The sequence below is a fragment of the Streptomyces sp. WG5 genome (genome assembly GCF_049974565.1).
In the GTDB taxonomy this organism is placed as follows: Bacteria; Actinomycetota; Actinomycetes; order Streptomycetales; family Streptomycetaceae; genus Streptomyces.
Window position 1 is genome coordinate 96,754 of the sequence record NZ_JBNGGC010000002.1, and the last position, 24,710, is coordinate 121,463.

At 70.9% G+C, this 24,710-nt stretch carries 19 protein-coding genes and 2 pseudogenes; 10 read left to right on the forward strand and 11 right to left on the reverse strand.

Annotation, left to right across the window (positions count from 1 at the left end; all coding sequences use genetic code 11):
- The first annotated feature begins 211 nt into the window (after nt 1-211).
- A complete protein-coding gene (gene thrS, locus ACP4IX_RS02375) occupies nt 212-1,438 on the forward strand; it encodes a threonine--tRNA ligase (RefSeq protein WP_426554756.1) in 1,227 nt (408 codons plus the stop codon).
- 12 nt (nt 1,439-1,450) lie between these two features.
- Here thrS and ACP4IX_RS02380 read toward each other — a convergent pair.
- Both ACP4IX_RS02380 and ACP4IX_RS02385 read right to left on the reverse strand, forming a co-directional pair.
- A pseudogene (locus ACP4IX_RS02380) lies at nt 1,451-1,729 on the reverse strand (site-specific integrase); the annotation flags it as partial.
- 259 nt (nt 1,730-1,988) lie between these two features.
- Nucleotides 1,989-2,735 carry a dienelactone hydrolase family protein gene (locus tag ACP4IX_RS02385; RefSeq protein ID WP_426525940.1) on the reverse strand — a complete coding sequence of 249 codons (747 nt, stop codon included), beginning with the start codon at nt 2,733-2,735 and terminating at the stop codon, nt 1,989-1,991.
- Between the two features lie 495 nt (nt 2,736-3,230).
- Here ACP4IX_RS02385 and ACP4IX_RS02390 point away from each other — a divergent pair, with 495 nt between their 5' ends.
- Entirely contained in the window at nt 3,231-3,470 is a 240-nt protein-coding gene (locus ACP4IX_RS02390) for a hypothetical protein (RefSeq protein WP_426554615.1), read from the forward strand.
- Here ACP4IX_RS02390 and ACP4IX_RS02395 read toward each other — a convergent pair.
- The 4 genes from ACP4IX_RS02395 to ACP4IX_RS02410 all read right to left on the reverse strand — a co-directional run bounded on the left by ACP4IX_RS02395 (nt 3,457) and on the right by ACP4IX_RS02410 (nt 7,415).
- The gene (locus ACP4IX_RS02395) at nt 3,457-3,975 is read right to left on the reverse strand and encodes a pyridoxamine 5'-phosphate oxidase family protein (protein ID WP_426525937.1); all 519 of its coding nucleotides are present in this window, start codon (nt 3,973-3,975) and stop codon (nt 3,457-3,459) included. The genes ACP4IX_RS02390 and ACP4IX_RS02395 overlap by 14 nt on opposite strands.
- A 311-nt stretch (nt 3,976-4,286) precedes the next feature.
- Nucleotides 4,287-4,538 carry a hypothetical protein gene (locus tag ACP4IX_RS02400; protein WP_426554617.1) on the reverse strand — a complete coding sequence of 84 codons (252 nt, stop codon included), beginning with the start codon at nt 4,536-4,538 and terminating at the stop codon, nt 4,287-4,289.
- A 109-nt stretch (nt 4,539-4,647) separates the two neighbouring features.
- The gene (locus tag ACP4IX_RS02405) at nt 4,648-6,033 is read right to left on the reverse strand and encodes a cellulase family glycosylhydrolase (protein WP_426525933.1); all 1,386 of its coding nucleotides are present in this window, start codon (nt 6,031-6,033) and stop codon (nt 4,648-4,650) included.
- Nucleotides 6,034-6,470: 437 nt separating this feature from the next.
- Nucleotides 6,471-7,415 carry a Mu transposase domain-containing protein gene (locus ACP4IX_RS02410; protein ID WP_426554619.1) on the reverse strand — a complete coding sequence of 315 codons (945 nt, stop codon included), beginning with the start codon at nt 7,413-7,415 and terminating at the stop codon, nt 6,471-6,473.
- On the opposite strand from ACP4IX_RS02410, the gene ACP4IX_RS02415 reads away from it, so the two are divergent.
- Together ACP4IX_RS02415 and ACP4IX_RS02420 are read left to right on the forward strand one after the other, a co-directional pair.
- A complete protein-coding gene (locus tag ACP4IX_RS02415; RefSeq protein WP_426525930.1) occupies nt 7,386-8,213 on the forward strand; it encodes a pentapeptide repeat-containing protein in 828 nt (275 codons plus the stop codon). The genes ACP4IX_RS02410 and ACP4IX_RS02415 overlap by 30 nt on opposite strands.
- A 582-nt stretch (nt 8,214-8,795) precedes the next feature.
- A pseudogene (locus ACP4IX_RS02420) lies at nt 8,796-9,146 on the forward strand (transposase); the annotation flags it as partial.
- Here ACP4IX_RS02420 and ACP4IX_RS02425 read toward each other — a convergent pair.
- The 4 genes from ACP4IX_RS02425 to ACP4IX_RS02440 form a co-directional block, all read right to left on the reverse strand.
- Complete coding sequence (locus ACP4IX_RS02425; RefSeq protein WP_426554757.1) at nt 9,037-9,834, reverse strand: hypothetical protein; 798 nt, start codon at nt 9,832-9,834, stop codon at nt 9,037-9,039. The pseudogene ACP4IX_RS02420 and the gene ACP4IX_RS02425 overlap by 110 nt on opposite strands.
- Nucleotides 9,798-10,586, reverse strand: coding sequence for a LuxR C-terminal-related transcriptional regulator (locus tag ACP4IX_RS02430; RefSeq protein WP_426554621.1), 789 nt, complete (start codon nt 10,584-10,586; stop codon nt 9,798-9,800). The genes ACP4IX_RS02425 and ACP4IX_RS02430 overlap by 37 nt, the downstream gene beginning before the upstream one ends.
- A gap of 31 nt (nt 10,587-10,617) precedes the next feature.
- Nucleotides 10,618-12,321, reverse strand: coding sequence for an amidohydrolase (locus ACP4IX_RS02435; protein WP_426554623.1), 1,704 nt, complete (start codon nt 12,319-12,321; stop codon nt 10,618-10,620).
- A 402-nt stretch (nt 12,322-12,723) separates the two neighbouring features.
- Nucleotides 12,724-13,296, reverse strand: a complete 573-nt coding sequence (locus ACP4IX_RS02440) for a hypothetical protein (protein WP_426554625.1) — start codon at nt 13,294-13,296, stop codon at nt 12,724-12,726.
- 412 nt (nt 13,297-13,708) lie between these two features.
- Between ACP4IX_RS02440 and ACP4IX_RS02445 the strand changes: the two genes are divergently transcribed.
- The 5 genes from ACP4IX_RS02445 to ACP4IX_RS02465 all read left to right on the forward strand — a co-directional run bounded on the left by ACP4IX_RS02445 (nt 13,709) and on the right by ACP4IX_RS02465 (nt 22,546).
- A complete protein-coding gene (locus ACP4IX_RS02445) occupies nt 13,709-15,388 on the forward strand; it encodes a carboxylesterase/lipase family protein (protein WP_426554627.1) in 1,680 nt (559 codons plus the stop codon).
- Nucleotides 15,389-15,737: 349 nt separating this feature from the next.
- Nucleotides 15,738-16,142, forward strand: coding sequence for a YwqJ-related putative deaminase (locus ACP4IX_RS02450; RefSeq protein WP_426525920.1), 405 nt, complete (start codon nt 15,738-15,740; stop codon nt 16,140-16,142).
- A 65-nt stretch (nt 16,143-16,207) separates the two neighbouring features.
- Nucleotides 16,208-16,975 carry an SUKH-3 domain-containing protein gene (locus ACP4IX_RS02455; RefSeq protein WP_426554629.1) on the forward strand — a complete coding sequence of 256 codons (768 nt, stop codon included), beginning with the start codon at nt 16,208-16,210 and terminating at the stop codon, nt 16,973-16,975.
- A 937-nt stretch (nt 16,976-17,912) separates the two neighbouring features.
- Entirely contained in the window at nt 17,913-19,151 is a 1,239-nt protein-coding gene (locus ACP4IX_RS02460; protein ID WP_426525944.1) for an SGNH/GDSL hydrolase family protein, read from the forward strand.
- A gap of 140 nt (nt 19,152-19,291) precedes the next feature.
- Nucleotides 19,292-22,546: a glycosyl hydrolase 115 family protein gene (locus tag ACP4IX_RS02465; protein WP_426554631.1), complete on the forward strand. Its 3,255-nt coding sequence runs from the start codon at nt 19,292-19,294 to the stop codon at nt 22,544-22,546.
- A 505-nt stretch (nt 22,547-23,051) separates the two neighbouring features.
- On the opposite strand, the gene ACP4IX_RS02470 is transcribed toward ACP4IX_RS02465, so the two are convergent.
- The gene (locus tag ACP4IX_RS02470; protein ID WP_426554758.1) at nt 23,052-23,957 is read right to left on the reverse strand and encodes an NADP-dependent oxidoreductase; all 906 of its coding nucleotides are present in this window, start codon (nt 23,955-23,957) and stop codon (nt 23,052-23,054) included.
- Nucleotides 23,958-24,076: 119 nt separating this feature from the next.
- Here ACP4IX_RS02470 and ACP4IX_RS02475 point away from each other — a divergent pair, with 119 nt between their 5' ends.
- Entirely contained in the window at nt 24,077-24,538 is a 462-nt protein-coding gene (locus ACP4IX_RS02475; protein WP_426554632.1) for a MarR family winged helix-turn-helix transcriptional regulator, read from the forward strand.
- Nucleotides 24,539-24,710: the final 172 nt, after the last annotated feature.

Genomic DNA, 24,710 nt, shown 5'->3' on the forward strand with positions numbered 1-24,710 from the left:
TACTTGTCCCCTGGTGTCTGAGCCAGGACTTCGGGGCCTGCATCCTGCTAACGTCTGCGACATGAAGCGCGCTGCCATGACGACGACGCCGGAGAGTGTCCCGGCGCGCTGACAGATGATCTGATGCGAAGCCCCGGGGCAAGTGCCCCGGGGCTTCGTCGTAGGCCCGGTCACTTGCTCCGCAACCAGCGAGGAGACCGCGATGACCACCGTGCACGACCACCGCAAGCTCGGCCGTGAACTGGGCCTGTTCGACACCGATCCGCTGATCGGCGCCGGCCTGCCGTACTGGCTGCCCGACGGCGCGGCCGTGAGGCACACCCTGGAGGAGTACATCCGTGCCGCCGAGCGGCGGGCAGGCTACCAGCACGTGTACTCACCGGTCCTCGGCAAGCGGGAGCTGTACGAGATCTCGGGGCACTGGGCGCACTACAGCGATGACATGTTCCCTCCGATGAACCTCGGCTCGGAGCAGGTCGTCCTGCGGCCGAGCCTGTGCCCCCATCACGCGGTGATCTACCGCTCCCGCGCCCACAGCTACCGCGAACTGCCCCTGCGGATGGCCGAGCTCGGCGGCATGTACCGCTCCGAACTCTCGGGCGTGCTCGGCGGGCTGACCCGGGTACGGGCCATCCAGCTCAACGACGCACACATCTTCTGCACCCTGGACCAGGTCGCCGATGAGGCGCAGGCGGCGCTGGAGATGATCGGCCAGGCGTACGAGGCACTCGGCATCACCCCCACTCGTTACCGGCTGTCCCTCCCAGGCCCCGGCGGCAAGTACGTCGCCGCACCCGAGAAGTGGCAGCGGTCCACCGCCCTGCTGACCGACGTCCTCGACCACTCCGGCCTGCCCTACGAGGCGGTCGAGGGAGAGGCCGCGTTCTACGGCCCCAAGATCGACGTCCAGGTCACCGACGGCGCCGGCCGCGAGTCCACCCTGTCCACCGTCCAGGTCGACTTCCACCAGCCCGAGCAGTTCGACCTGCACTACATCGGCGCGGACGGCGCCAGACACCGCCCGGTCATGGTCCACCGCAGCATCATCGGCAGCGTGGAGCGAGCCGTCGCCCATCTCATCGAACAGCACGGCGGTGCTTTCCCCGCCTGGCTCGCCCCCACTCAGCTGGTGATCCTCCCGATCTCCGACACCGAACTGCCGAACGCCGCAGCCCTCGCCCAACGCTGCGCCCGGCTGGGGCTGCGTGCCCAGATCGCGGGACCGGACCGCGGCAGCCTGGGCGCCCGTATCCGAGAGGCCCGCCTGGTTCCCTACCAAGCTGTCATCGGCGCCAAGGAGGCCGCTGACGATCACATCGCACTGCGCTTGCGTGACGGACGCCGACTCGACCCGCAGCCGGTCAGTGACGCACTCACCCACATCAGCGCTCTCATCGAGGCCCACAACACCGACCTGTGGGCCGGCGCCGCCTCATAGCAGGCGTCGCGATCAGCGCCTGCTGTCACCCGGGGCGAGGAGACTGGTGATCTCCGCGACGGCGTCGGGCGAGGGCTTGAAGCAACGGCGGACGTTCTCCGGCTTCTTGTCCCTCCGCTTGGCCATCGGCATCAGCAGGCTGGCCCCGGCCTCGCCCACGTGGGGGAGGCCGGAGTGACGGTACTCGGGCAGGTCCCGGCCCGTGCCTGGCCCGCGCACGGCGGTGTGCTCGTCGAGAGGAGCGCGAGCCCCGACGTCGCGGCAGCCGCACGAAACGCGCTCGCGTCCTGAAAGCCGTCCAAGAGATGACAGGCGACGGCGGCCACATCACCTTCGCCGCCGTCGCTCGCGCCACCACCTGCCAACACACGCCTCGAAGCGAACCTGCACGAAGGGACTGCCGCGGAATCCCGCCTCGAGCGCCACGTCACCGATCTGGCAGACGAGTTCGGCGCGGCACGGACCAGCCTCCGCCGAATGGTCGAGGCCCGGAGCGAAGGAGAATCAATGCCGGGGGCCTGACCAGCAGCCTTCTAGGCTGGTCAGGCCCTTACTCGGTCAGTTGGCTGTTGGCCAGTGTGCGGTCGAGGAGGGGTAGCAGGCGGTCCCAGTGGCGCTGTAGTCCGGCGGGCTCGAAGGCGTCGGTGTCGGACATGGTGAACCCGTGGACGGTGCCGGGGTAGATCTCGGAGGTGTAGTCGACCTTCGCGGCGTCCAGGGCCCGGTCGAGCTCGCCGAGGGCCCGGGGCGTCAGGTCGCCTTCGGCGTGGCCGAAGTGAACCTGGGCGGTGATCTCGGCGAAGGCGTCGGGCCCGTCTGCGCCCACGGGGCCGTGGAATGCGGCGAGGGCGGCCACCTGACCAGGATGGGCCGCGGCGGTGCGCATCGCCAGGAGGCCGCCTATGCAGTAGCCGGTCACCGCGACCGGTCCGGCGCCGACCTCGGGCTGGGTGGTGAGGAACCTGAGGTAGGCGTTGGCGTCGCTCAGGACACGTTCGGCGGTGTGCGCCTCGATCAAGGGCATTACCTGGGCCATGAGCGCGGGCCTGACCTCTTCTCCGATGTGCTCGGGAAGTTCGATCACCGGTGCCGGGCCGTGCCGGTAGAAGAGGTTGGGGACGAGCACGTAGTACCCGTGCCCGGCCAGTTCGCGGGCCATCTCCCGCAGCACGGGCCGGATACCGAAGCCGTCCGCGTACATCAGCACCCCTGGGTGCCGCTCGCCGCGGTCGGGGAAGGCGGCGAGGGCATCGGCCCGGCCGTCCGGGGTGGGGATCTGCAACGTCTTGGTGGGCATGAATCCTCCTGTCGTGGTTGATGTGCCGAGCCTGTGATCAACACGACGGAGGCGGAGCCCGCGCAGCAGCGAAAGATCCTCGATCGAACAGCGGGCCCGCACCGGCCCGCACGGCGCTCAGAGGAGCACCGGGTCACCGATCCGTGTGTGGCGCGATGCCGTCCCGGTATTCATGGCCGCACAGCTTAGCCCACGGGGCACAAGGCGACGCCAGCACCCAGTCCCGAGTGCGGTGCGACATTGCCGGCCTCGGCCGGGAGCCGGCGTCTCTCCTCCCTGTCGGCCGTCGTCCCCGAACGAAACCGAGCACGACAGCAGACTCCTCGTCATTCTCATGGTGAAACGACCTGAGTGCACGATCTGACACGGATGCTCCTCAACCCCCGGGAGAGTCCCGTAAGTTCACGCAAACTGAAGGGTTCTCGGTGGGAACTCGAGGGTCCGTCGTCGTGCTCTGCGGAGTTGCTTCCGTGGGTTCGGGGCCAACTCGCGACCTTGCCGTTCCTGGTTCCCTGGACCGGCAAGACGCCGAGCGGCCCCCTGCTCGAACGCAGCGAAGCGGAGTTGAGAGCTTGGGGGCGGGGCAGCCTCGGGTCGCTGCTGTACCGGCGGGCGCTGGGCGAGGCCGTCGCCACGGCGCTGGCGGTACGCGACGGCGCGCCGTCGACCGGCCCCGCACCCACGTACGCGCAGGTGCAGGACCTCGTCGACGGGCCCGGCGTCACGTGCCGGTGAGCTTGTCGAGGTCGGGGGCGTAGACGGTCATCCAGTGCGGGTTCAGCCGGTAGTAGACGGCCTCGCGGTTCCAGTCGAAGGCGTCGTCGCCGTAGAAGTCCTTCAAGTAGGCGAGGAGTTCCTGCCAGTCGGCCGTGGTCTCGGCGTCCTCGGGGTTCAGCTCCTCCACCGTGCCATGGGTGAACACGCCGAGGTCCTCGCCGCGCATGTGCGCGACGCTGGCGGCCGGACGGGCCGCGAGATGACGGGCCTTGGCGGCGTTGCGCGCCGTGCCGAAGTGCCACCGGCCGTGCAGGAAGTGCCCGTCGGCGCCGCTGATCCGCGGTTCGCCCTTTGCGGTCACCGTGGAGAGGGCGAGTGTGCACATGCCGGTGAGGACCCCGGTGAGCTGCGCCGCCGTGATGGTGCGGCCCTCGACGATCGAGCGGAGGTGTGCGGTCGAGCCGGAGAGGGAGGAGTCGAGGAGGGACTGGAGCTTGTTGAGTTCTTCTGGGGTTTCGCGCATACGTCCATCGTCGGCCGTAAACCCGACCCCCTCTGTCGTCATTGATGAAGCAGCGGTGAGGTTGCTCCGCGCGGGTTGCGCTCGGTGCCGCGTGGATGGCAACAGGTGGGGGACGAACGCCGGCGCTGTCCCGCGCGGTCCGCAACCGCACCACCGGCGTCCTGTACGTCCTGGACGAGCCCTCGATCGGCCTGCACCCGGCCAACGTCGACGGCGTCTCGGCGTCGTCCGCAGGCACGGCGGAGCAGGAGACGGCGTCGGCGAAGACCTCGCGGGCGTCGGCGGCGCTCAGCACGATGCCGGCTCCGCCGTTACCCTGCCGCGCCACGAAGGCGCGGCAGGGTGGGTGTCGTCGAGCGCCTGGGCGACGGCACCAGGACGATGTTGGCCTGGCGGAGCGGGAGGGAGCGGGAGGAGCCCTCGAGTCCGGCCCCGCGTTCGGCGGTGGCGCAGACCTGGAAGCCGTAGCCGTCGACGAACGCCGACGCGGCGGCCTCGGCGTCGGCGACGTACAGCTCGACGTGGCTGACGCACAGGGAGGTGGCGGGAGAGTGGTCCGTCATCTCGTTCTCCTCCGTGCTCGTGAGGGGGAGGGAGAGGTGCGGGAGGAACCGGGAGCACTCCACACCGGGCCGGGGCGGGGCTCCGGACACTCCGGAGCCCCGTCGGGGATCAACTCGTCGGGAAGTTGTCGGCGGTGCTGATACGGCTCTTGATCAGCGCACCTGACTCGGTCAGCACACCGCTGCCGCTGTAGTCGGTGCCGTCGCAGGTGCCCGGCTTGAACGCCGCGCTGCCCTCGTTGGCGTCGGAGTAGGTCCAGTTCGCGTAGCTGATCTTCAGCTGGTCGAGCACGTCCAGCCACGCGATGCTGCTCGCGCGGTCCACCGCACCACCGCCGGTCGCGCTCACTGTGCCGAATTCGGAGACGAACAGCGGCAGTCGCGAGGCAGCCCGGCTGACCGTGGTGCGGTAGTTGTCCTTGTGACTCGCGGCGTAGAAGTGGAACGCGTACATGATGTTGGCCGCGTTCACGGGGTTGTTGACCACCTCGCTCTCGTTGGAGCCGTCCGAGACGCCCAGCGAGGACCAGCCGCGGGTGCCGACGATGATGACGGCGTCCGGGTCGGCGGCCCGGATCACCGGGATGACCTGCTCGGCGTAGTTCTTGATGGCTGTCCAGCTCACGCCGTTGGGCTCGTTGGCGATTTCGTAGATCACGTTCTTCTTGTTCGCGTTGCGGGCGGCGACGGACGAGAAGAACGTCTTGGCGCGGTCGAGGTTGTAGTTCGGGTCACCCGGTGTCAGTGTGTGGAAGTCGATGACCGCGTACATGCCACGGGCCTCGGCCATGTCGACCAGGCTGTTCACCCGGCCGGTGAAGCCCGCGGGGTCGGTCTCGTAGCCCTCTTCCTGCACGTACATGGCGACGCGGAACAGGTCCGACTTCCACTCCTCGGCAAGTGCGTCGAGGGACGCATCGTTGTAGCACTGGCCGAACCACTGGATGCCGTGTGTGCTCATGCCGCGGAGCTGTATGGGACGACTGTACTGGTTGCACAGGTTCACGCCGCAGACGCGCAGCTGCCCGTTGACGGCCAACGGGGTGTCGGCCTCGGGCGGGTCGGCCGGAGGGTCCGTCGGCGGATCGGTGACGGAGCCCGTGCAGGTCGTGCCGTTGAGGGTGAAGGACGTGGGCGTCGGATGGGGACCCGTGGAGGAGCCCACGAATCCCAGGTCGGCTGATGCGCCGGTGGCCAGCGTGCGGTTCCATTCGACGTTGTCGGCGGTGACCGTGGAGCCGGACTGTGACCAGGTCGCGTTCCAGCCCTGGACGAGTCTCTGCCCGGCGTCCGGCATGCTGAACTGGAGCGTCCACCCGCTGACGGGTTCACCGAGGTTCGTGATCTTCACGCCGGCTTGAAAGCCACCGGCCCACTGACTGGTGATCGTGTAGTCGACCTTGCACCCTATGGCGGCCTGGGCCGGAGGGCCGACGAGCGCCGTGAGTCCGACGGCCATCGCGCCGGTCGCCAGTAATGCCAAGAAGCGTTTCACTGCATTCCTCCTCGTGCACAGCGGACACAACGGGGTGGGAGCGCTCCCAAAAGCCTTTCGGCCCGAGACCGTACACCCGAGCCGTGACGCGCGATAGGTGTCGACCGTCGCGAACTCCCCAGATCGACGGCGGAGCGGTGATCTTCGCGCTCGAGGCCTCTCGCGTCGGCCGTGCCGGGTACGGGGCCCGTACTGCGATCAACGCGCGGGTGCCCTCGCGTTCGCCGTGCGCTTTCACCGCGGCCTGCCACCAGACGTCATGGAGGGGTGTGAAACGGTCGGCGGCACGGGCCTGGTCGAGAGCCGTGGCGCCGGGCAGGGCACCCGGTTTCCGGATCAGGGCATCCAGGTAGTGGTCGAGCTCGAGGCGGGCAGCGCCGCGGGCGATGAGCCGTTCGTGCCGGGCGACTTCCTCTCGGCCGTCGTAGATCACCAGCTCAGAGGCATGCAGCATGACGCGGACAGTGCTGCCCGATCAAGCGGACCGGAACTGAGTAGCGGTTCATCCGGACACAGATCTGGCCGTAGCGGTCGACCCGCGGAGTGGAGAGCCGGCCCGCCTCGAACGGCTCCTCCGGCAGGGGCGCCAGCAGCGGCTGCCCGGCCGCGCAGTACTCGCCGATGGTGCGGGGTCGGGAGCGGATGCGTCGGGCGTCGTCTTCCTGTTCCCACCGGACGATCACCGCGTTGAGCCGGGCGAGCGTGTCGACTTCGGGGACGGGGGACCAGGTGGTTGCGGCGGAACCAGCCGATCTGGCCCTCGGCTCCGTCCTTCTCGTGGGCGCCGCGGATGCCGGGCTGGCAGTAGAAGGCTTCCAGGCCGAACCTCCGAGAGTTCGCGAATTCCGAGAGGTCTTCGTGGCGAACCCACGGGTCCAGGCTCCCAGGCGGCCTGTATGGGCACTGCGGTTCAGCGAGCGAATCGGACCGGTCGTCGAGGAACTCCGGAGATCGCAGACGCGGTCCTCCCAGTGTCCTGAGACGCACAGAACATCCCCGAGACACGCAGTGTGACGGCGGTCAGTGGATTCACCGGCTCCCTCCGGGGAGAACTGAGCGGCCGTTGACGGGCCGGGCTCAAAGGTGTCCACCGCTCGGGGGCAGGGCAGGTCCCGGCCAGCCGTGCAGTGCGATCCGGTCCGGTCGTCGAACCCGGCGAACAGCGCCGCCGGGCCGTGGGAACTCTCACCCCCGAGGTGCCCCCAGATCAGCGGCCGCCTCTTCTCGTTTCCGCCCTCCGCGGACCGCCTGTCGCGATCCGCACACGAGCACAACCTGCTTACGAGGCACACTGGAGGCGCGGGGCCAGGCACACGCCGCCCTCGCCGCACGCCGAACCAGGAGTCACCGTCTTGTCCGAGCGCACCTCGTACGCCGCCCACCGCGACCTGCAAGCCGACTGCGGCAGCTGCTTCGGTCTGTGCTGCGTGGCGCTGCCCTTCTCACGTTCGTCGGACTTCCCGGTGAACAAGTCCGCCGGCACGCCCTGCGGAAACCTCCAGGAGGACTTCCGCTGCGGAATCCACGAGCGGCTGCGCGACAAGGGCTACAGCGGCTGCACGGTGTTCGACTGCTTCGGCGCGGGCCAGAAGGTCTCCCAGGTCACCTTCGAAGGCGTCAGCTGGCGCGAGGATCCGGGCGCGGCCCGCGCGATGTACGAAGTCTTCCCCGTCGTGCGCCAGCTCCAGGAGCTCCTGAAGTACACCGCGCAGGCCTTGGACCTGCCCTCGGCCCGGCCCGCCCACCGGGACCTCCGCCGCGCGTACGAACAGATCGACGCGCTCACCCGGGACACGGCCCAGACCTTGCTCGCTGTCGACGTGGACGCGCTGCGCGGCGAAGTGAACCCGCTGCTCCTGCGCGCCAGCGAACTGGCCCGCGCGGCGGTCCCGGGACGCAAGAAGAACCACCGGGGCGCCAACCTCATCGGCGCGCAGCTGCGCGGCGCGAAGCTGCGCGGCGCCAGCATGCGCGGCGCTCTCCTCATCGCGGCCGATTTGTCCGACGCCGACCTGCGCGACGCCGACCTGATCGGCGCGGACATGCGGGACACCAACCTGTGTGGGGCGGACCTGCGCGGCGCGCTGTTCCTCACCCAGCCTCAGCTGAACGCCGCGCGGGGAGACGCCCGCACGAAGGTCCCCCACCTCTTGGAGCGCCCGTCCCGCTGGGCGGCCTGAAGCCTGTTGCAGAAGGCTGCGTTCGGGCAGGGCCAGGGCGGATTACAGGAGCCGGTCCGGTCACGCGGCGAGGGCAGGGCCGCGAGAGGGCGACGGCCTGGACGGCATCGTGGGGGCCGGTGCCGCTGTCGTCAGTCGCGGAGGATCTTGTAGTGCTTCCTGCGGAAGGGCGTGCTCCACACGGGCCCTGACCCTGCGGTGTCCGGCATTGCCCCTCGCCTGGCAGCAGGGGGCCGTCCGGGGACTGACGCCCCCGCACATGCGCAGTCAGGCCGGAGTCCCGCCAGGCCTTCCGTGTCCGCGGTGGTGCCGGGAACCTGTGGCGGCCGCCTTGCCCATGGCCTCCTCCAGGCGGCGCACGCGAAGGCAGACCCGCGATCGCCCCTTCCCCGTCGAGCACGGCACGGGTCTCGGTGACGCGCTCGGCCTCTCCGCTGACGACGACGTTGCCGGTGGTCTCGCCGGTGAAGCTGACGCCCGCCAGGGCGAGTCCGGCGAACAGGCCTCGCCGCCGCTGGTCGGCACCCGGGCCAGAGTCTTGAAGATGCTGCAGGTCAAGGTTGATAGTGCCGGACACATTGAGTGGGAGGTGTCGGTCGATTCCACGATCTGCCGAGCCCACCAGCATGCGGCCGGGGCTCTCAGAAGGGGGCTGCCGACACAGGCCGGACGAGTACGGACGGGCTGGCGGCCGAGCTGGACGACCAGGCACTCGGCCGCTCGCGTGGCGGCCTGACTACCGAGATTCACCTGGCTGTCGATGCCTCCTTTCACGTCCTGGCTGCCGTAGTCACCGCTGGGCAGCGGGCCGATTCGCCGGTATTCACCGAGGTCGTGGACCGCATCCGCGTTCCGCGGATCGGTGGCGGACATCCGCGCACCCGACCCGCTCACGTCCTGGCCGATCGCGCCTGCTCCTGTCGGAAGATCCGCGCGTACCTGCGCACCGACGACACCGGGCGGCGCGGGCGGCAGGTGCGCGTCGGGAACGTGGGCGGTGGACTGGGCGATGGGCCTGCCCAGACGGACAAGCCACACTGTTCCACGAGGACGCCCTTCCGGCTCGGTACGATGCCAGGTGCTGGAGTTCGCGTACGGTCGGCGCGGTCCCGGGCGATGGTACGACGAAGAGCCCGCTGATCCCGGCGGCCGCTTCGGCGCGGAACGCCGGCGTACCTGGCCGAGCGGGACGCGCAGTAGCCCTGGGTGTCGGTGTGCTTCTCGAACGCCCTGCGCAGCCCAGCGCTCCGATGAGGTCGCCGGCCTCGGTACCCGTGCCGTGGGCTTCGGGGCAGCCGATCGTCCCGGGCTTCGCCCCGGCACAGTCCAGGCAGGTCTCGATGGGTTTCGCCTGCGCGGCCGCGGACGGCACCCGGATCCGGGGGTGCGCCCGGAGTGGCTGACCGCAGTGCCCTTGATGACGGCGTACACGGCGTCGCCGCCGGCGAGCACACAGCCGAGCGGCCGAGCAGTCGAGTGGTCGAGCAGTCGAGCGGCTTCGGGAGTACCGCGCCGACGCCCTCCACCACGTAGCCGTCCCGCGGCGGCCGGGCCGGCCCCGCCGAAAGCCCGTCGCCCCCCGTGTCAGCGGGAGGGTTCGACTCCCCGGGCGGCGGCCCAGGCGGCGGCAGCCGCGCGGTTGGGGAGGCCGAGCTTGGCGAGGATGTGCTCGATATGGGTCCCTACGGTGCGCGGCGTGATGTACAGCCGCCCGGCGATCTCCCGGTTGGTGCGGCCGGCGGTCAGTTCGGCCAGTACCTGGAGCTCCCGTGGCGAGAGCCCGCCGGGCCGCCACGTATCCAGACGTCGCGCATCCGCGCCGCGGCCGGCCGCGGCGAGGGCCTCGGGCGCAGAGCCTGCGGGGGCATCGACGGCCGCGGCGAGGGCCTCGGTGAGCAGGACGACCACGGCGCGCGCCGGACCGGGTGTGCGCAGCGGCCGGCGGGTGCTGACGTTCAGCATGCCGACGTACCGGCCATCGGCGGCGAACAGGCACTGGGCCACGCCGTCCTCGATGCCGAGGGGACGCAGCACCTTCTGGAAACCCGGGGACGCCGCCAGGAGCTGCCTGGGGACGTCCCCGAGCCAGAGACCGCCTCGGTCAGGGCTGCGGAGCACGGCGAACACCGGGTCGTGGTGCAGACGGGTTTCGATGTAGGCCGTGGCGTCGTCCGGGTAGCTCCCGGCCAGGGTGGTGTGGCTGCGGCGCAGCGGATCCCACCGGGCCAGGGAGGCATGGTCGTACTCCATCACCTCCGACAGCGCCGCCAGGACCCTGTCAACGCCGGCCGCGCCGCTCGTGGCGCTCCTGGCGGCCTCACGGACGTGGACGGCCGCGTCCAGGATGTCTGCCGTCCTCCGCTCCGCTGCCATCCTCCAAGGATGATCATGCGCCGGGCCTGCGTCAATCGCGAAGGGCGTCGTGGACGACCTGCCCGTCCACGACGGTGAGGACAACGGGCATCTCCGGGATGTCGTGGGGGTCGGCGGTGAGCAGGTCCCCGTCGAGCACGCAGAGGTCGGCGGCCTTGCCCGGCTCCAGGGAGCCCTTCCAGTCGTCGGCGAAGTCCTGCCAGGCCGCGTCGATCGTGTACGTACGGATCGCCTCCGCCAGGCCGATGCGCTGCTCGGGGCCGCTGACCCGGCCGGCGGCCTTCGACTCGCGCAGCACCATCGTGGCGACGCCCTGACGCCAGTCCGGGTACGTGACGGGGGCGTCGGACCCGCTCGCGACCCGCACCCCGGCGTCGATGGCATCGCGGTAGGGCCATGCGTACGCGGCCCGCCCGGCGCCGACGAACGCCTCCTCCATGTCGGCGACGGTCCACTTGATGGTGGGGTTCATGTTGACGCCGAAGCCGTGCGCGGCCAGCACCTTCATGCTGTGCGCGGTGAGGAAGTCGCCGTGGATGACGTAGTGGCGTGCGTCGGCCCGCGGGTGCTCGGCCATGGCCGCGGCGAAGGCGTCCGCGACGGTGTCGATACCCCGGTCGCCAGTGACGTGTACACCCAGCTGGTACCCGGCGGCGTGGGCGTGCCGGATCATGGCGTCGATCTCGCGGACCCGCTCGGCGTCGGTCTCCCCGCCCACGCACAGGGAGCCGCAGCCGCCGCCGACGTACGGCTCGTGCATCCACGCCGTCTTGTTGGGGACGACGCCGTCGGCGAAGATCTTGACCCCGTGGATCGCGAGGCGGCGCGGATCGGCGTTGCCGGAGTCGGCGAGGGTGGTGAGGGTGCGGGCGAACTCCTCGGCGGTGCTCGCCATTCCGCTGGGCAGGAGCAGAACGCCGACGCGAGCGGTCAGTTCGCCGTCGGCCAGCAGCCGGCGGTAGACGTCGAGGGTCTCCGTACCGAGCGCGCCCCGCATGATGCCGTCACCGCCGGGGCCGAGCCCGGGTTCGGTGTAGCTGGTCACGCCGAGCCGGGCGAGCGTGGCGAGGGCCGACCGGATCGCGTCGGTCCGTTCCTGCCGGCTGAGCGGTGGCAGCGCGTTCTGGACGAGGGCCTGGGCCCCCTCGTGGAGCAGCCCGGTCGGCTCCCCCGTTTCGTCCACGACGATGGCCCCGCCGGACGGCGCGACGGTGTGCCGGCCGATCCCGATGAGCTCCAGCGCCTTGGAGTTGACCCAGGTGGCGTGCCCGGAGAAGGAGTACAGGACGACGGGGTGGTCCGGGCTCACGGCATCGAGGTCATGCCGCGAGGGCAGCCTCGACGGATCGAGGACGCACTCGTCGAGGTATCCGGTGTCCCAGCCGTGCCCCATGATCCACTGCCCGTCCGGAACTCGCCCCACAGCCTCCCGTACCGCCTCGGCCACGTCCGCGAGGCAGGACACGGCGGGATGACCGAGGTCGAGAGAGAACGGCGGCGTCGCCATACCGAACGCGCATCCGTGCAGGTGGGAATCGTTGATACCCGGAAGCAGCGTCGCCCCGCGCAGACCGATCACGCGGGTCCTGGGACCCACGAGCGGCGCGACGTCGTCCCTCTCCCCGACGGCACTGATGACCCCTCCGGTCACCGCCAGGGCCGAGGCAACGGAGAACTCCGCATCGACCGTGACCACCCGCCCACCGAGAAACACCAGATCCGCATATGCGTCCACAGAAAGTCCCCTTTCCATCACCGGGCGACCCACAGCCGCCCGCACACACTCTCCCGAGGACTGTGGCCCCGCTCCCCTCCCCCGCACATCGGTCATCCCACCGATACCCACCCACAGACCGCCCCCCTCACCCCCCATTGCCGCCCAGTCCCCCCATTCCCAGGCCTCGCGGACGCCGCGATGACCGGCGGCGACCTGACCGAGCGGGTGGGCGTCGCCCTCCCGAGGCCGTGATTCACGTCACGTGATCGACCCCATGAGCCGCCGGCTCACTGCAAAGGGCGCCCCGCACCGGCGCGACGCCCGGACCTCGGACCGGACGGCCCTGCTGGGATGCAGCGACTTCCCATGCCTGGTCCTGAACCGCCTTGCCGAGAGGGTGCGGAGGGCGCCCCGGCAAGCTCACCGGTCTGACCCGGCGACGGCGCGGGTGCGGCGACGGTAGTAGGCGATCGCGAGGGCGATGGTGATGGGTCCCCATGCGGCGATCGGGGCAAGGCACGCCGTCGCAAGCGCCTGCCAGGCGTCATTGGTGTACTCGACGGTGTCGACGACGCCGTACAGGGTGAGCCTGCGACCGTCACCGATCGGGACGTTGGTGAACAGCAGGGTGAGGATCAGACCGCCGAGGACTGCGGGGGCGAAGGCCGCCATCGGCCGGATGCGTCTGCCGCCGATGACCGGGATCCAGGCGGGCGTCACCTCTCCCCAGCGCCTGACGAGCCCGATGGTCAGGACCGCGATCGCTTCCGAGAACACGCTGAGTCCGAGGACGTACGGAATGCTCACCCCATAGGGCGGCATACCGAGTTCCTGGATCTGCCCCATCTCGAAGTGCAGGGCGAAGGGAAGCCGCCACAGGCACGACGGCAGCAGGAGCAGGGGAAGCGTGTAGGCCAGGCGCACGGCCCAGCGGGGAACAGGCCTCTCGGTGTCACTGACAGGCGGGGGTGTGTGAAGGATCTTCAGCGTCATGGATTCATCCTCGTGAAGCAGGCACAACGAGGGATCACCCCCGCGGGCCGAACCGCTCCCCAGCGCGAAGGAGGCCGTACCGAGCAGCGTCACCCACAGGGAGGACGCTCGCCGTGCCGGCCTCGAAGAGGGCTCAGCTCCGTGGGCGGCCGAGGAGTGTCCCGGCCAGACCGTCTCGAGAATCTCGTGCCGGTACGCCGTCCCGTCCGAACGCCGACCCGTTCCGCCGCTGATGCGGAATTCCTCCGCGTCCCTGATCCGTATGTCGGTGGCATGGCGCGTTTCACTCGGATGCGCGGCTGCCTTCGGCCTTCCCCGGCCGGTCATGGGCGCGCACTCCCGGTGGTTCTGCTGTAGACGTGTTCCGTATCCCTTCCGTGTTCTCGGTGATTTCGGCACCCGACAGGCGGCCATGGCAGTGAAGCGCACGACGGTGATCGCGGCCCTCGCGAGCACGGCCTTCCTGATGGTGTACGCCCATGCCCCGGACCCCCCGCGGGCGCCGGTGTCCGCGAGTGCCGCCGCCACGGTGCGCACCGACACCGGCCTCGTCCGGGGCCTGCGGACGGCCACCCACACCCTCTTCCGGGGCATCCCCTACGCGGGACCGCCCGAGGGCGCGTACCGCTGGGCCGCACCACGTCCGGTACAGCCCTGGAAGGGCGTACGCGACGCGACGAAGCCCGGCCCGCTGTGCGCACAGGTCGCCTCGCCCTACGCGGGCGTTCCGAGCCTGGAGGAGGACTGCCTGGTCCTGAACGTCACCGTGCCGTCCCCGGCCGCCGCGGAACGGCCCGCCCCCGTCCTGGTGTGGATCCACGGTGACGGCAGTGTGGGCGGGGGTAGCCTCTTCGATGCGCGACGCCTGGCCGACCGCGGCCTGGTCGTCGTCACGGTCAACTACCGTCTCGGCGTGTTCGGCGGCTTCGGCTATCCAGGGCTCGAGGGGTCGGGGACGTTCGCCCTCCAGGACCAGCAGGCAGCACTGGACTGGGTACGGCGCAACGTCGGCGCGTTCGGTGGCGACCCGGGCAACGTCACCGTGGCCGGGTCCTCGTTCGGCGCGGCCGCGATCAGCGGGCACCTCACCTCACCGGGGGCCCGGGGACTGTTCCACCGAGCCGTTCTGGCCAGCGGCGAGGGCATGATGGACATGCTCGCCGGCGCGATGGGCGAGGGGGTACCGGCATACCCGTACTACACCTGGCGCACGGAGCAGGAAGTGCGTGATGCCGGTGCCGAGATGACCTCTTCCCTGGGCTGCGCCGGGCGCGACGCCGAGCGTGCGCTGCGGTGCCTGCGCGCGCTGCCGGTGGAGGAACTGCTGGCGGTCCCGGGCATCATGAACGCCTTCCAGGCGTTCGCCTACGGCAGCGAGGTGCTTCCGGAACTGCCGGAGAAGGCGCTGGAGGAAGGCCGTTTCCCGCGCATCCCGTTGATGTCGGGGGGCACCAGGGACGAACACCGGCTGTTCGTCGGGATGGCACACGACGCGGTCGGTTCCCCCTTCACCGCCGACCAGTACGAGCGAGCGCTCGCCACGGCTTTCGGTCACCGGGCGGACACGGTGAAGGCGCAGTACCCGGCCGGGGACTTCCCCTCGCCCGCCCTGGCCTGGGCCACCGTGGTGACCGACCGGATGTGGGCCCGGGGCACCTACGCCCAGGCAGTCGCGTTCGGGCGTCACACGCCCACCTACGCTTATGAGTTCGCCGACCGGGACGCCCCCATGTACCTCCCCTTCCCCGGCGGTTTCGACTTCGGTGCCTATCACGCGGGCGACACCCCGTACGTCTTCGAGGACCCTGGCGCCCAGGAGCACTTCACCCAGGCCCAGGTACGCCTGTCCGACATCATCACCGACCACTGGGCGCATTTCGCCCGCACCGGCACGCCGAACCGGCCGGGTCTTCCGCCGTGGCCCCGGTTCGATCCCGCCCGAGCCGTGCCGCACACCCAGTATCTGGCGCCGGACAGTACCGGGCCGGTCGACTACGCCCTGGAACACCGGCTCGGCTTCTGGCACCGGCTCGCGGAACCGGGGGCCTTCCCGCCATCAGTGCCCGCCGGGGGCAAAGAGCCGATCTCATGAGCGCCCCACTCCCCCGTCAGCGGATCAACGGCATGCACGTCCGGGGGTACCGGAGGAATCCGTCGTAGGCTGCGTCATCGTCTTCACATTCCTCCGCGCAGCTCAACGCCGGGGTTGCGGGGGCACTGCGGTTGCTCCCCGAACGGACGAAGGAGGACCCGCCCCGGTGAGCGGAAAGGCCCTGGTCGCAGGCCGACCCGGAGACGGCGACACCGCCCCGGCGGTTGGCGGTCAGGGGCGGCGACATGCGGATCGTATGGACGCCACGCGGTTCGCTGCCCGATACTCCCACCACACCTTGCCCCCTCGGGAGAAAAGAGAGGTGAGCGCTGTCATGGAGGTTCGGCCGATGCCTCCGGGAGTCGGAGCCACGCTGTACCGGCCGGGCCGACGTCCCGAACACGCGGTGAGCACGCACTCCGACGCGGTCGTCGCGCACCCAGTGGTCCTTGCCCTGCTGGACCGCACACCGCCGGCGATGCGCTCGGTCTTCCACGGCCGCTGCCCGGACGTGCTGCTGCTCTCGGTCGTCGCGGCCGAGGCGGAGGCGTCCCTGGCCGCCGAGGGTGCGGCACCGGTCTTCGGGGCGGTGCTGGCGCAGATGCGTTCGCTGCTGCGGGACTCGCTGCTGACGGCGGTGCTGTTGCGCGAGCCGCACGATGCCTCGGATGGGCGGCCGATCCCGCCCTGCTCCTCCTGTGCTCCCGCCCTCACGGCGCTCGGCGTCCGGTCCGACGGGCCGGCACCCCGGTGAGCGCGGTACGGGGTGGGCCCGCCGGGGGCACGCGGCGGAGCGGAGACGGCCGCTTCCCGCCCGATGTGGCGGCCGTACTCTCCGCCGCCGGATGGCATGAGGGCGTCCGTATCGACGACGGCGAAATCCTCCGGTGGTTCCGGGCGTTGAAGACCGCGGGTTCCGACATGCCCCCTCCCGCTGCCGCCGCGTTGAGGGAGTTCGGAGGGATGACGGTGCACCAGTACGGGCCAGGCGTGAACATGTCCCGGATGCCGTTCCGGATCGACCCCATGACCGGTCTCCACGCGGCGTCCACACTGGCCGGCTACGCGTCCGCACTGGGTACCGCGCTGACGCCGCTCGGCGAGTACGACCTGGGGCGCGGCCGGCTGGCGATGGACGAGGAGGGTGGCGTCTACCTGTGGTGGGGCGACCTGTGGCGGGTCGCCGACTCCATGGACGCCGCGCTGAGCGCGCTGGTCCAGGGCCGCCGCCCTGCCAGGCTCCACCTGGCACCGCCGCGAGCGCCCCTGCCCGAGCGCCCGATGGACGCCGAGGAAGCCGCCGAACTGGCCCGCCGCATGGTGGCGGGGGACGGGGCGGACCGGCACGCCGTCGTGGCACTCCACCCGTTCGGCCTGGGCTGGCTGGTCCACCCCCCGCCTTCCCCGGGCCGCGACGACGCGGGCGGCCCGCCGCGGTCCGCCGGCGGGAGCTACTGGATCATCGATCGCCGCAACGGCCGCGTGACGACTTGGCCGAGCCTGCATCCCGACGTGATCGTCGAGATGTACCAGGACCAATTCGGCAGCCACCCGCCCCGGCACGCCGTGCACAGCACGACGGCATGAGGCGAACCGGTCGACGCCGCCACCGGAAGAGACCCGGCGTTCGCGGATACGGCCCCGATCGATGACACCGCCCTGCTGACGACGCTCCCACGTGACGCTCCCACGTCAGCAGGGGCACCGCCGGCAGGCCGTCAGCCCTGACGACGGCAGCCTTCAGACGGTTGCCGCGGCTCACGCTCCCCTCGCCGTCGGTTCCCGGGTCCTGCCGGAGGTCACGGGCGGCGGCCCGGGCTGTGCGCTTCAGAGTGCCGGGCCCGCCACCATACCCGGCGGCTGCGAGAGCGTCGGCCCCGCCGAACACCGGGCCCGGGACGCCGGACCGGCCTGTGCCGCACCGGATGCGAGGTCATGTCGTCTCCGAGCAGGTTGAAAGGACGCCGGGGCGTGAACCGCCGTCCGGGCGGTACCCGGCCCCGTTGTCCGCGGCGGCCGGATGTGGGTACAGCGCGTCTTCGGCCTGCGCGGCGAGCCGATGGCGTGGACCGGTGGCGCACCGCCTCGCCGACGCCTCCGCCACCGCACGACTGGGGACGCGGGTTGCGCCCCCGGTCAGCTTCGACTCCGTTGTTATTCCCGGACGGAAACAAACGAAAGTTTCGACGCAGGCTCCGAAATGGGGGACTCCGACGGAACCTAATGGCCTGTCGACCACGGGGTCAATACCCGCGCACGCAGCGGACCATGGAGTCGTCAGCCTTTCGGAATGTTTCGGTTCCGGACTCCTTGACGTGTCGGAAGTCGGCTGCCTAACGTCGTCGTCGCTTCATGAGAGCCACGCGTGAACGCGCCTTTTCGGATTGCCTCGTCGTCGTGCCCGGCTGTGCGGTTCACGGAGCTGCTCCGCTGACGGTCGGCGCCATGAAGGGACGGCACCACCGTGCGAAGAACGTCATGGATCAGCACCCTCGCCTTGGTGGGAGTCCTGGTGGTCGCGCTGATGACCGCCACCTCCACGGGCGGCGCGTCGAGCCTGCCGGGCGCGGCATCGCCAGGGCGGCACTGGGTGAACACCTGGGCGGCGATGCCGCAGTTGACGGAGCCCGGCAACATGCCGCCGGCGCCGTTCACCCAGGAGAAGGCCGTCCTCGTGGACAGCACCCTGCGCCAGACGGTGCGGGTCACCGTCGGCGGGGAGCGGATCCGGCTGCGCTTGTCCAACGCCTTCGGCGGCGCTCCGCTGCCGCTCACCTCGGTCTCGGTGGCACGCCCGGACGGCGGCCGGGCCGGGGTCGCCGGGATCGAGCCCGGATCCGCCCACCCGGTCACCTTCCAGGGCGCCGGGTCGACGATCGTGCCGGTGGGCGCCCAGGCGGTGTCCGATCCCCTGCCGTTCCACGTGGCAGCAGGGAGCAACCTGACGGTGACGATGTATCTGGCCGAGGGTCAGGCGTCCCTCGACATCACCTCGCACCCCGGGTCGAGGACCACGTCCCACCTACTGGCCGGCCGGCACGTCGACGCCGTGGACCTGCCCGGGGCGACGCCCACCGACCACTGGTACTTCCTCAGCGGGGTCGAGACATGGGCGCCGGCGCGTGCGGACGCGGTCGCGGTCGTCGGTGACTCACTGACCGACGGGCGGGGTTCGACCACCAACGGGAACGACCGGTGGCCCGACCAGTTCTTCGACCGTCTGCTGTCCCGGCCCGGCGGCACGGTGGACACCGCCGTCCTCAACCAGGCGGCGGGCGGCAACCGCGTACTGGACGACGGTCTCGGCCCGAACCTGCTCGCCCGTCTCGACCGCGACGTACTGGCCCAGAGCGGTGTGAAGTGGCTCGTCGTCTTCGAGGGGATCAACGACATCGGCACGGCGCCGGCCACGCCCGCCGCGCAGAAGGACGTCGCGGCGCGGCTGATCGCCGCGTACGAGCAGATCGTCGTCCGCGCGCACGCCCAGGGCATCAAGGTGTACGGGGCGACCCTGCTGCCGTTCGGCGGCAACGCGCTGTACGACGACACGGCGGGTCTGCGGGAGGAGTCCCGGCGGACGGTGAACGCGTGGATCCGTGACAGCGGCCGCTTCGACGCGGTGATCGACTTCGACGCGGCGGTGCGGGCGCCCGACGCTCCGGAACGGCTGCTGCCCGCCGCCGACGCGGGCGACCACCTGCATCTGAACCCGTACGGCTACCGGGCACTGGCCGACGCGGTGCCCGTCCGACTGTTCCGATAGCCGCGCGGACAGGCGCCGCGTCGCGCCCGCTCCCCCACCCTTCCACCTCGCCCCGTCCCGCCTCGCCCCACCGCGCCCCGCCCCGCCCCGCCCCGCCTCGTCCCGTTCGTTCCGTTCGTTCCGTTCCGGAGGTCGAGTCCATGAGCAGGTCTTCCGAAGGCGGCACCCCCGCTTCCCCGTCCCTCCGCCGGCGTACGGTGCTGGCGGCGGCCGTGGCCACCGCGATGGCCTCCGGTGCCGTCCCCTCCCCCGCGACGGCCGCGGTCCCGGCCTCGCCGTTCGGGTCGGGTGCCGCCGCCGGGAGACCGGGGTCCGGCTCCGGCCCGTACCGCCGGTTCGTGTCCTTCGTCCCCGTCAAGAACGCCTTTCCGCTGGTGGCAGGCGGACGGGCAGCGCCACTCGTGACCGACGAAGGCGATCACCCGGGCGTGGTGCGGGTCGTCGGGGATCTGCGGACGGACATCGGCCGGGTGACCGGCACCGAGCCCGCCGTCACGCACGACCTGCGGAAGGCGGGGGCCCGCGACGTCGTGCTGGTGGGCACGCTGGGCCGCAGCCCGCTGATCGACGGCCTGGTAGAAACCGGGAAGCTCGACGTGTCCGGTGTCGCAGGGAAGTGGGAGACGTCCCTCCAGCAAGTCGTGCGCGATCCGCTGCCGGGTGTGCGGCGTGCTCTCGTCGTCGCGGGCAGCGACCAGCGCGGGACGATCTTCGGGGCGTACGAGGTGTCGCGGCAGATCGGAGTGTCGCCCTGGCACTTCTGGGACGACGTGCCGCCGCACCGCCATGACGAGCTGTACGTGCTGCCGGGCCGCCACACGCAGGGCACCCCGGCGGTGAAGTACCGCGGCTTCTTCATCAATGACGAGAACCCGGCGCTCGGGACCTGGGCCCCGGGGTACTTCGGCCCCGGCCTGGCGCCCGGGTACCCGAACGGCTTCAACAGCAAGTTCTGGGAGAAGGTCTTCGAGGTCATGCTGCGGCTGAAGGCCAACTACCTGTGGCCCGCCGTGTGGGGCCGAGCCTTCGCCGAGGACGATCCGGAGAACCACGCGACCGCCCAACGCTACGGCGTTGTCATGGGGACCTCCCACGAGGCGCCGATGATGCGGGGCATCGAGGAGTGGAACCGCCACGCCGTCGCCGCGCAGCGCGACGCCGCCGGCAACATCACCGTCCCGGGCCGTGACCCGTACGGCGGCACCGGCGAGTGGAGTTACCGCCGCAACCGCGCGGCCATCGAGGCGTACTGGCGCGACGGTGTCCGACGCATGGTGGAGCAGGGCTTCGAGGGCGTCGTCACCCTCGGCATGCGCGGCAACGGCGACGTCAGCCTCCCCGACGGCGACGGCATCGATCTGATGGAGTCCATCCTCGCCGCCCAGCGCCGCATCCTCGCCGAGGAGGCCGGGGCCGACCGGCTCACCGGGATCCCGCAGGTGCAGACGCTCTACAAGGAAGTCCAGCGGTACTGGGCCGAGGGCCTGCGTCCGCCCGAGGACGTCACGGTGATCTTCTGCGACGACAACTGGGGCAACCTGCGCAAGCTCCCGGACCGGTCGATGGAGCCGCGTGCGGGCGGCTACGGGATCTACTACCACTTCGACTACGTCGGCGGCGGCCGCAACTACAAGTGGGTCGACACCGTCAACCTCGCCTCCACCTGGGAACAGCTCCACCTCGCCTCCACGTACGGCGTGGACCGCCTGTGGGTGGTCAACGTCGGCGACATGAAGAACCACGAGCTGCCCCTGCAGTTCTTCCTCGACTACGCCTGGGACCCTGACCGCTGGCCGCTGGAACGCCTTCCGGAGTGGGAACGGGAGTACGCGGAAGAGAACTTCGGCCCCCGGTACGCCGCCGCGATCGCCGACGTGCTGCACGCGTACGGTGTGCTCCAGGCCCGCCGCAAGCCCGAACTGCTGAACCGCCGGATCACCCTGGACCCGGCGAAGGAACCGGCCACCGACTCCTCGGCGGTGGTCTACGACGACCGGCAGAGCCCGTACCACCTCAATCACTACCGGGAGTTGGAGCGTGTCACCGGCGAGTGGCGGCAACTGGCGGCGCGCGCCGAGCGGATCGGGGCGCGGCTCCCGGCCGAGCGGCGGGACGCGTACTTCCAGATGGTGCTCTACCAGGTCAAGGCGACGGCGAACCTGTACGCGCTGCGCGAGGCGGAGTTCACCAACCTCCATTACGCGGCACAGGGCCGCGCGGGGACGAACGCCCTGGCGGACACCACCGCCGCGCGTTTCGCCGACGACCAGGCGCTGTCGGACCACTACAACAACGAGTTGGCCGGGGGGAAGTGGAAGGGCTTCCAGACCCAGCCGAAGATCGGTTACGGGGATGTCGCGCGGTACGGTCCGGACGCGCCCTGGCAGCAGCCGCAGACACCGAACCATGTGGCGCTGCCCGACGAGGTGTTCCCGGCGGTCAAGCGCGTCGAGGTGCCGGCGGGGGCGGAGATGGGCGTAGGGATCGACGGCTCGGACGCGTGGTGGCCCGCCTCGGACACACCCGCGGTGCTGCCCGCGCTGAGCCCGTACCGGACCGCGCCCGACCCTTACGTCGAGGTGTTCAACCGGGGCCGGGAGGCGTTCGCGTACCGGATCGAGTCACCGGTGCCCTGGCTGACGGTCGAGCCCGCGCGGGGCCGGGTGACGGACCAGGTGCGCGCGACGGTACGGGTGGACTGGCCCCGGGCGCCGCACGGCACCACCGAGGTGCCGCTGACGGTGCACGGGCCGGGCGGCACCACGGTACGGGTGACGGCGCGGGCGGAGAACCCGCGGCTCGGGGTGCGCGAAGGACGCCGGGGGTTCGTGGAGGCGTCGGGATACGTCGCGATGGAGGCGGCGCACGCCACCCGGGCGGTGGAGAGCGGCGGGGTGACCTGGCGGGAACTCCCGGACGTCGGGCGGACGGGGTCCGGCGTGACGCCCTGGCCGGTGACGGCACCGAGCCGCACTCCGGGCGGAAACGGCCCGCGCCTGGAGTACGAGGTGACACTGACGACGGACCCGGGAACGGTGCGGGTGCTGGTGTACCTGTCACCGCGCAACAACGTGCTGCCGACGGAGGGCCAGCGGTACGCGGTGTCGTTCGACGACGCGAAGCCCCGGACGGTGAACGTCACCCGGGTGACGGGCGCCGACGACACCTCGATGAACAAGCAGTGGGAGCGGAACACCTCGGACAACACCAACCTGACCGTCACCGAGCACCCCCTGTCCGGCCCCGGCACCCACACCCTGAAACTCTGGATGGTCGACCCGACAGTGATCGTCCAGAGACTCGTGATCGACACAGGCGGCCTGGAGCCGAGCTATCTGGGCCCCCCGGAAAGCCACCGGGCCGATCGCACGGCGAGGCCGACACGGACGGCCTGACGTCCGTTGGCCGGCCCGCACGATCACGTCGAGAGCGCCGGGGCCCGGGGGCCGGCGGTCTCGACGAGCTTGCGGCGGCCTGCCTTGCGCAGGGCGGCCGAGGATCCGTCACGCTCCAGGAGCCGGGTCACATGGTGCGGGCGGCGGCCAGTCGGCCGGACGACGCGGACGAACAGCGGCAAGGCGCTCGGGGGGCGGAGCGCGTCTGCCTGGAGCAGTCAGTCGACCGCGCGCAGTACCAGCCGCACAACGCTCATGACTCCTCGCCCGATCCACCCGAGCAGCCCTGTCTCCACGGCCAGTTCGGCAGCGTCCGCGGCCGCATCCCCACGGTCCGACCGAGAAGGGCACCGGGAACAGGAACGAGGCCAACGGCGTTTCTGCGCGCCGCACTTCCTACACGTCACCATGGCCTCATTCTCTCCTTGCCTCCGGACCGCCCGACACGCCCCCACCCGCCAGCCCGCCCGTCCGCCTTCCCAGGTCCGGGCTGTGGCCGGGGCCGCTACAGGGTGATGACGATCTTCCCCTGGGTGTGGCCGCGTTCGGCCTCCCGGTGCGCTTCGGCGATCTCGTCCAGCGAGTAGGTCGCGGCGAGGTGGGGCGTGAACCTGCCCCGGCTGCCCAGTGCCGCACCCTCCGCGAGCACCGTGGCGTCGTTCTCCGCGTAGAGGTGCCGTGCTCCGAGTTGGCCCGCGCGTGCCGCGTCGGCGACCGTCACGACGCGGTCCGCGTCGCCGGCGATGGCGACGAGGTCGGGGAGCGAGCCGGAGGCGGCCACGTCGAGTACGGCGTCCACTCCCGCGGGGGCGAGTTCGCGGACTCGATCGGCCAGCCCTTCGCCGTAGGTGGTGGGCAGGGCCCCCAGCGTGCGCAGATAGGCGTGCTTGCCCGTGCTCGACGTGCCGATGACGGTGGCGCCGCGGGCCACCGCCATGGCGACGGCGGCGCTGCCCACACCGCCGGCGGCTCCTTCGATCAGCAGCGTGCGGCCGGACAGGTCGCCGAGCGCGTCGAGCCCCCGGCCCGCGGTGGCGACGGCCAGCCCGGCCCCGGCGGCCTGTTCCAGCGTCCACGGTTGCGGCACCGGGGCCCAGGCGGTCAGTGTGGCGTACTGGGCGGTCGCTCCGAATATGCCGCCGAGGCCGAAGACCCGGTCACCGACGGTGACGCCGGTGACGCCTTCGCCGACCTCGTCCACCACACCGGCGGCGTCGCGACCGGGGATCGCCGGGAACTCGACCGGGAAGTGGGCGCGGACTTCCCCCGAACGCAGCTTCCAGTCGACGGGATTGACGCTGGCCGCGGTGACCTGGATACGGATCTCATCGGGACCGGCGTGCGGCTCCGGGACGTCCTCGATGACGAGTACGTCGGCGGGGCCGTAGTCGTGGTAGCGGGCAGCACGCATCATTACTCCTTGATCGGCATTCGCTTGCTTCGGAAAGTAACTTAGAGCGCAAAACTTTCCGCGGCAAGTACCTGATAGTCACTTACCATGGAAAGTGCTTTCGCGCTACGATCGCGCGTGTGGAAGCGAATCACGAGCTTGTCCCGGCCGAGGCGGAGACGTGGGAGGCGCTGCTGTCGGTGCTCCTCTGGCTTCCGGCAGCGCTGGACGGACGGCTCAAGCAGCAGGGACTGAGCCATCACGAATTCCTGATCCTGTGGTGCCTGACGCAGCACCGGGGCCACACGCACACCATGAGTTCACTCGCCGAGCTGTCCCGGGTCACCCCGTCACACCTGTCCCGTATCGCGTCCCGGCTGGAGAGACAGGGCTGGCTCGTGCGCGAGCAGGACCCCTCGGACGCCCGCGTCACGATCGCATCGCTGACGGAGGCGGGGTCACTGAAGTACGAGCAGGCGGCGCCCGGCTACTACGCGACCCTGCGCGAACACGTCTTCGGCCGGCTCACCGAGGAACAGGCCGGACAACTCGGCGGGATCGCCGCGCGCATCGCACAGTCCCTCGATCCCCGCGCAGACTGAGTCAGTCATCGGGGTGGACCGGGCTCGACCCGCACGTCTTCCCACGGGGCGACAGCCGCCGGTTCTCCGCATGCAGACGGCCTTCCGGGCCGCCTACCACCTCCCGCGGGTCGACTCCGCCGCCGTGGGCACCGCCGACCCCGCCCACCTGGGCGAGCTCGTCGAGCCCGGT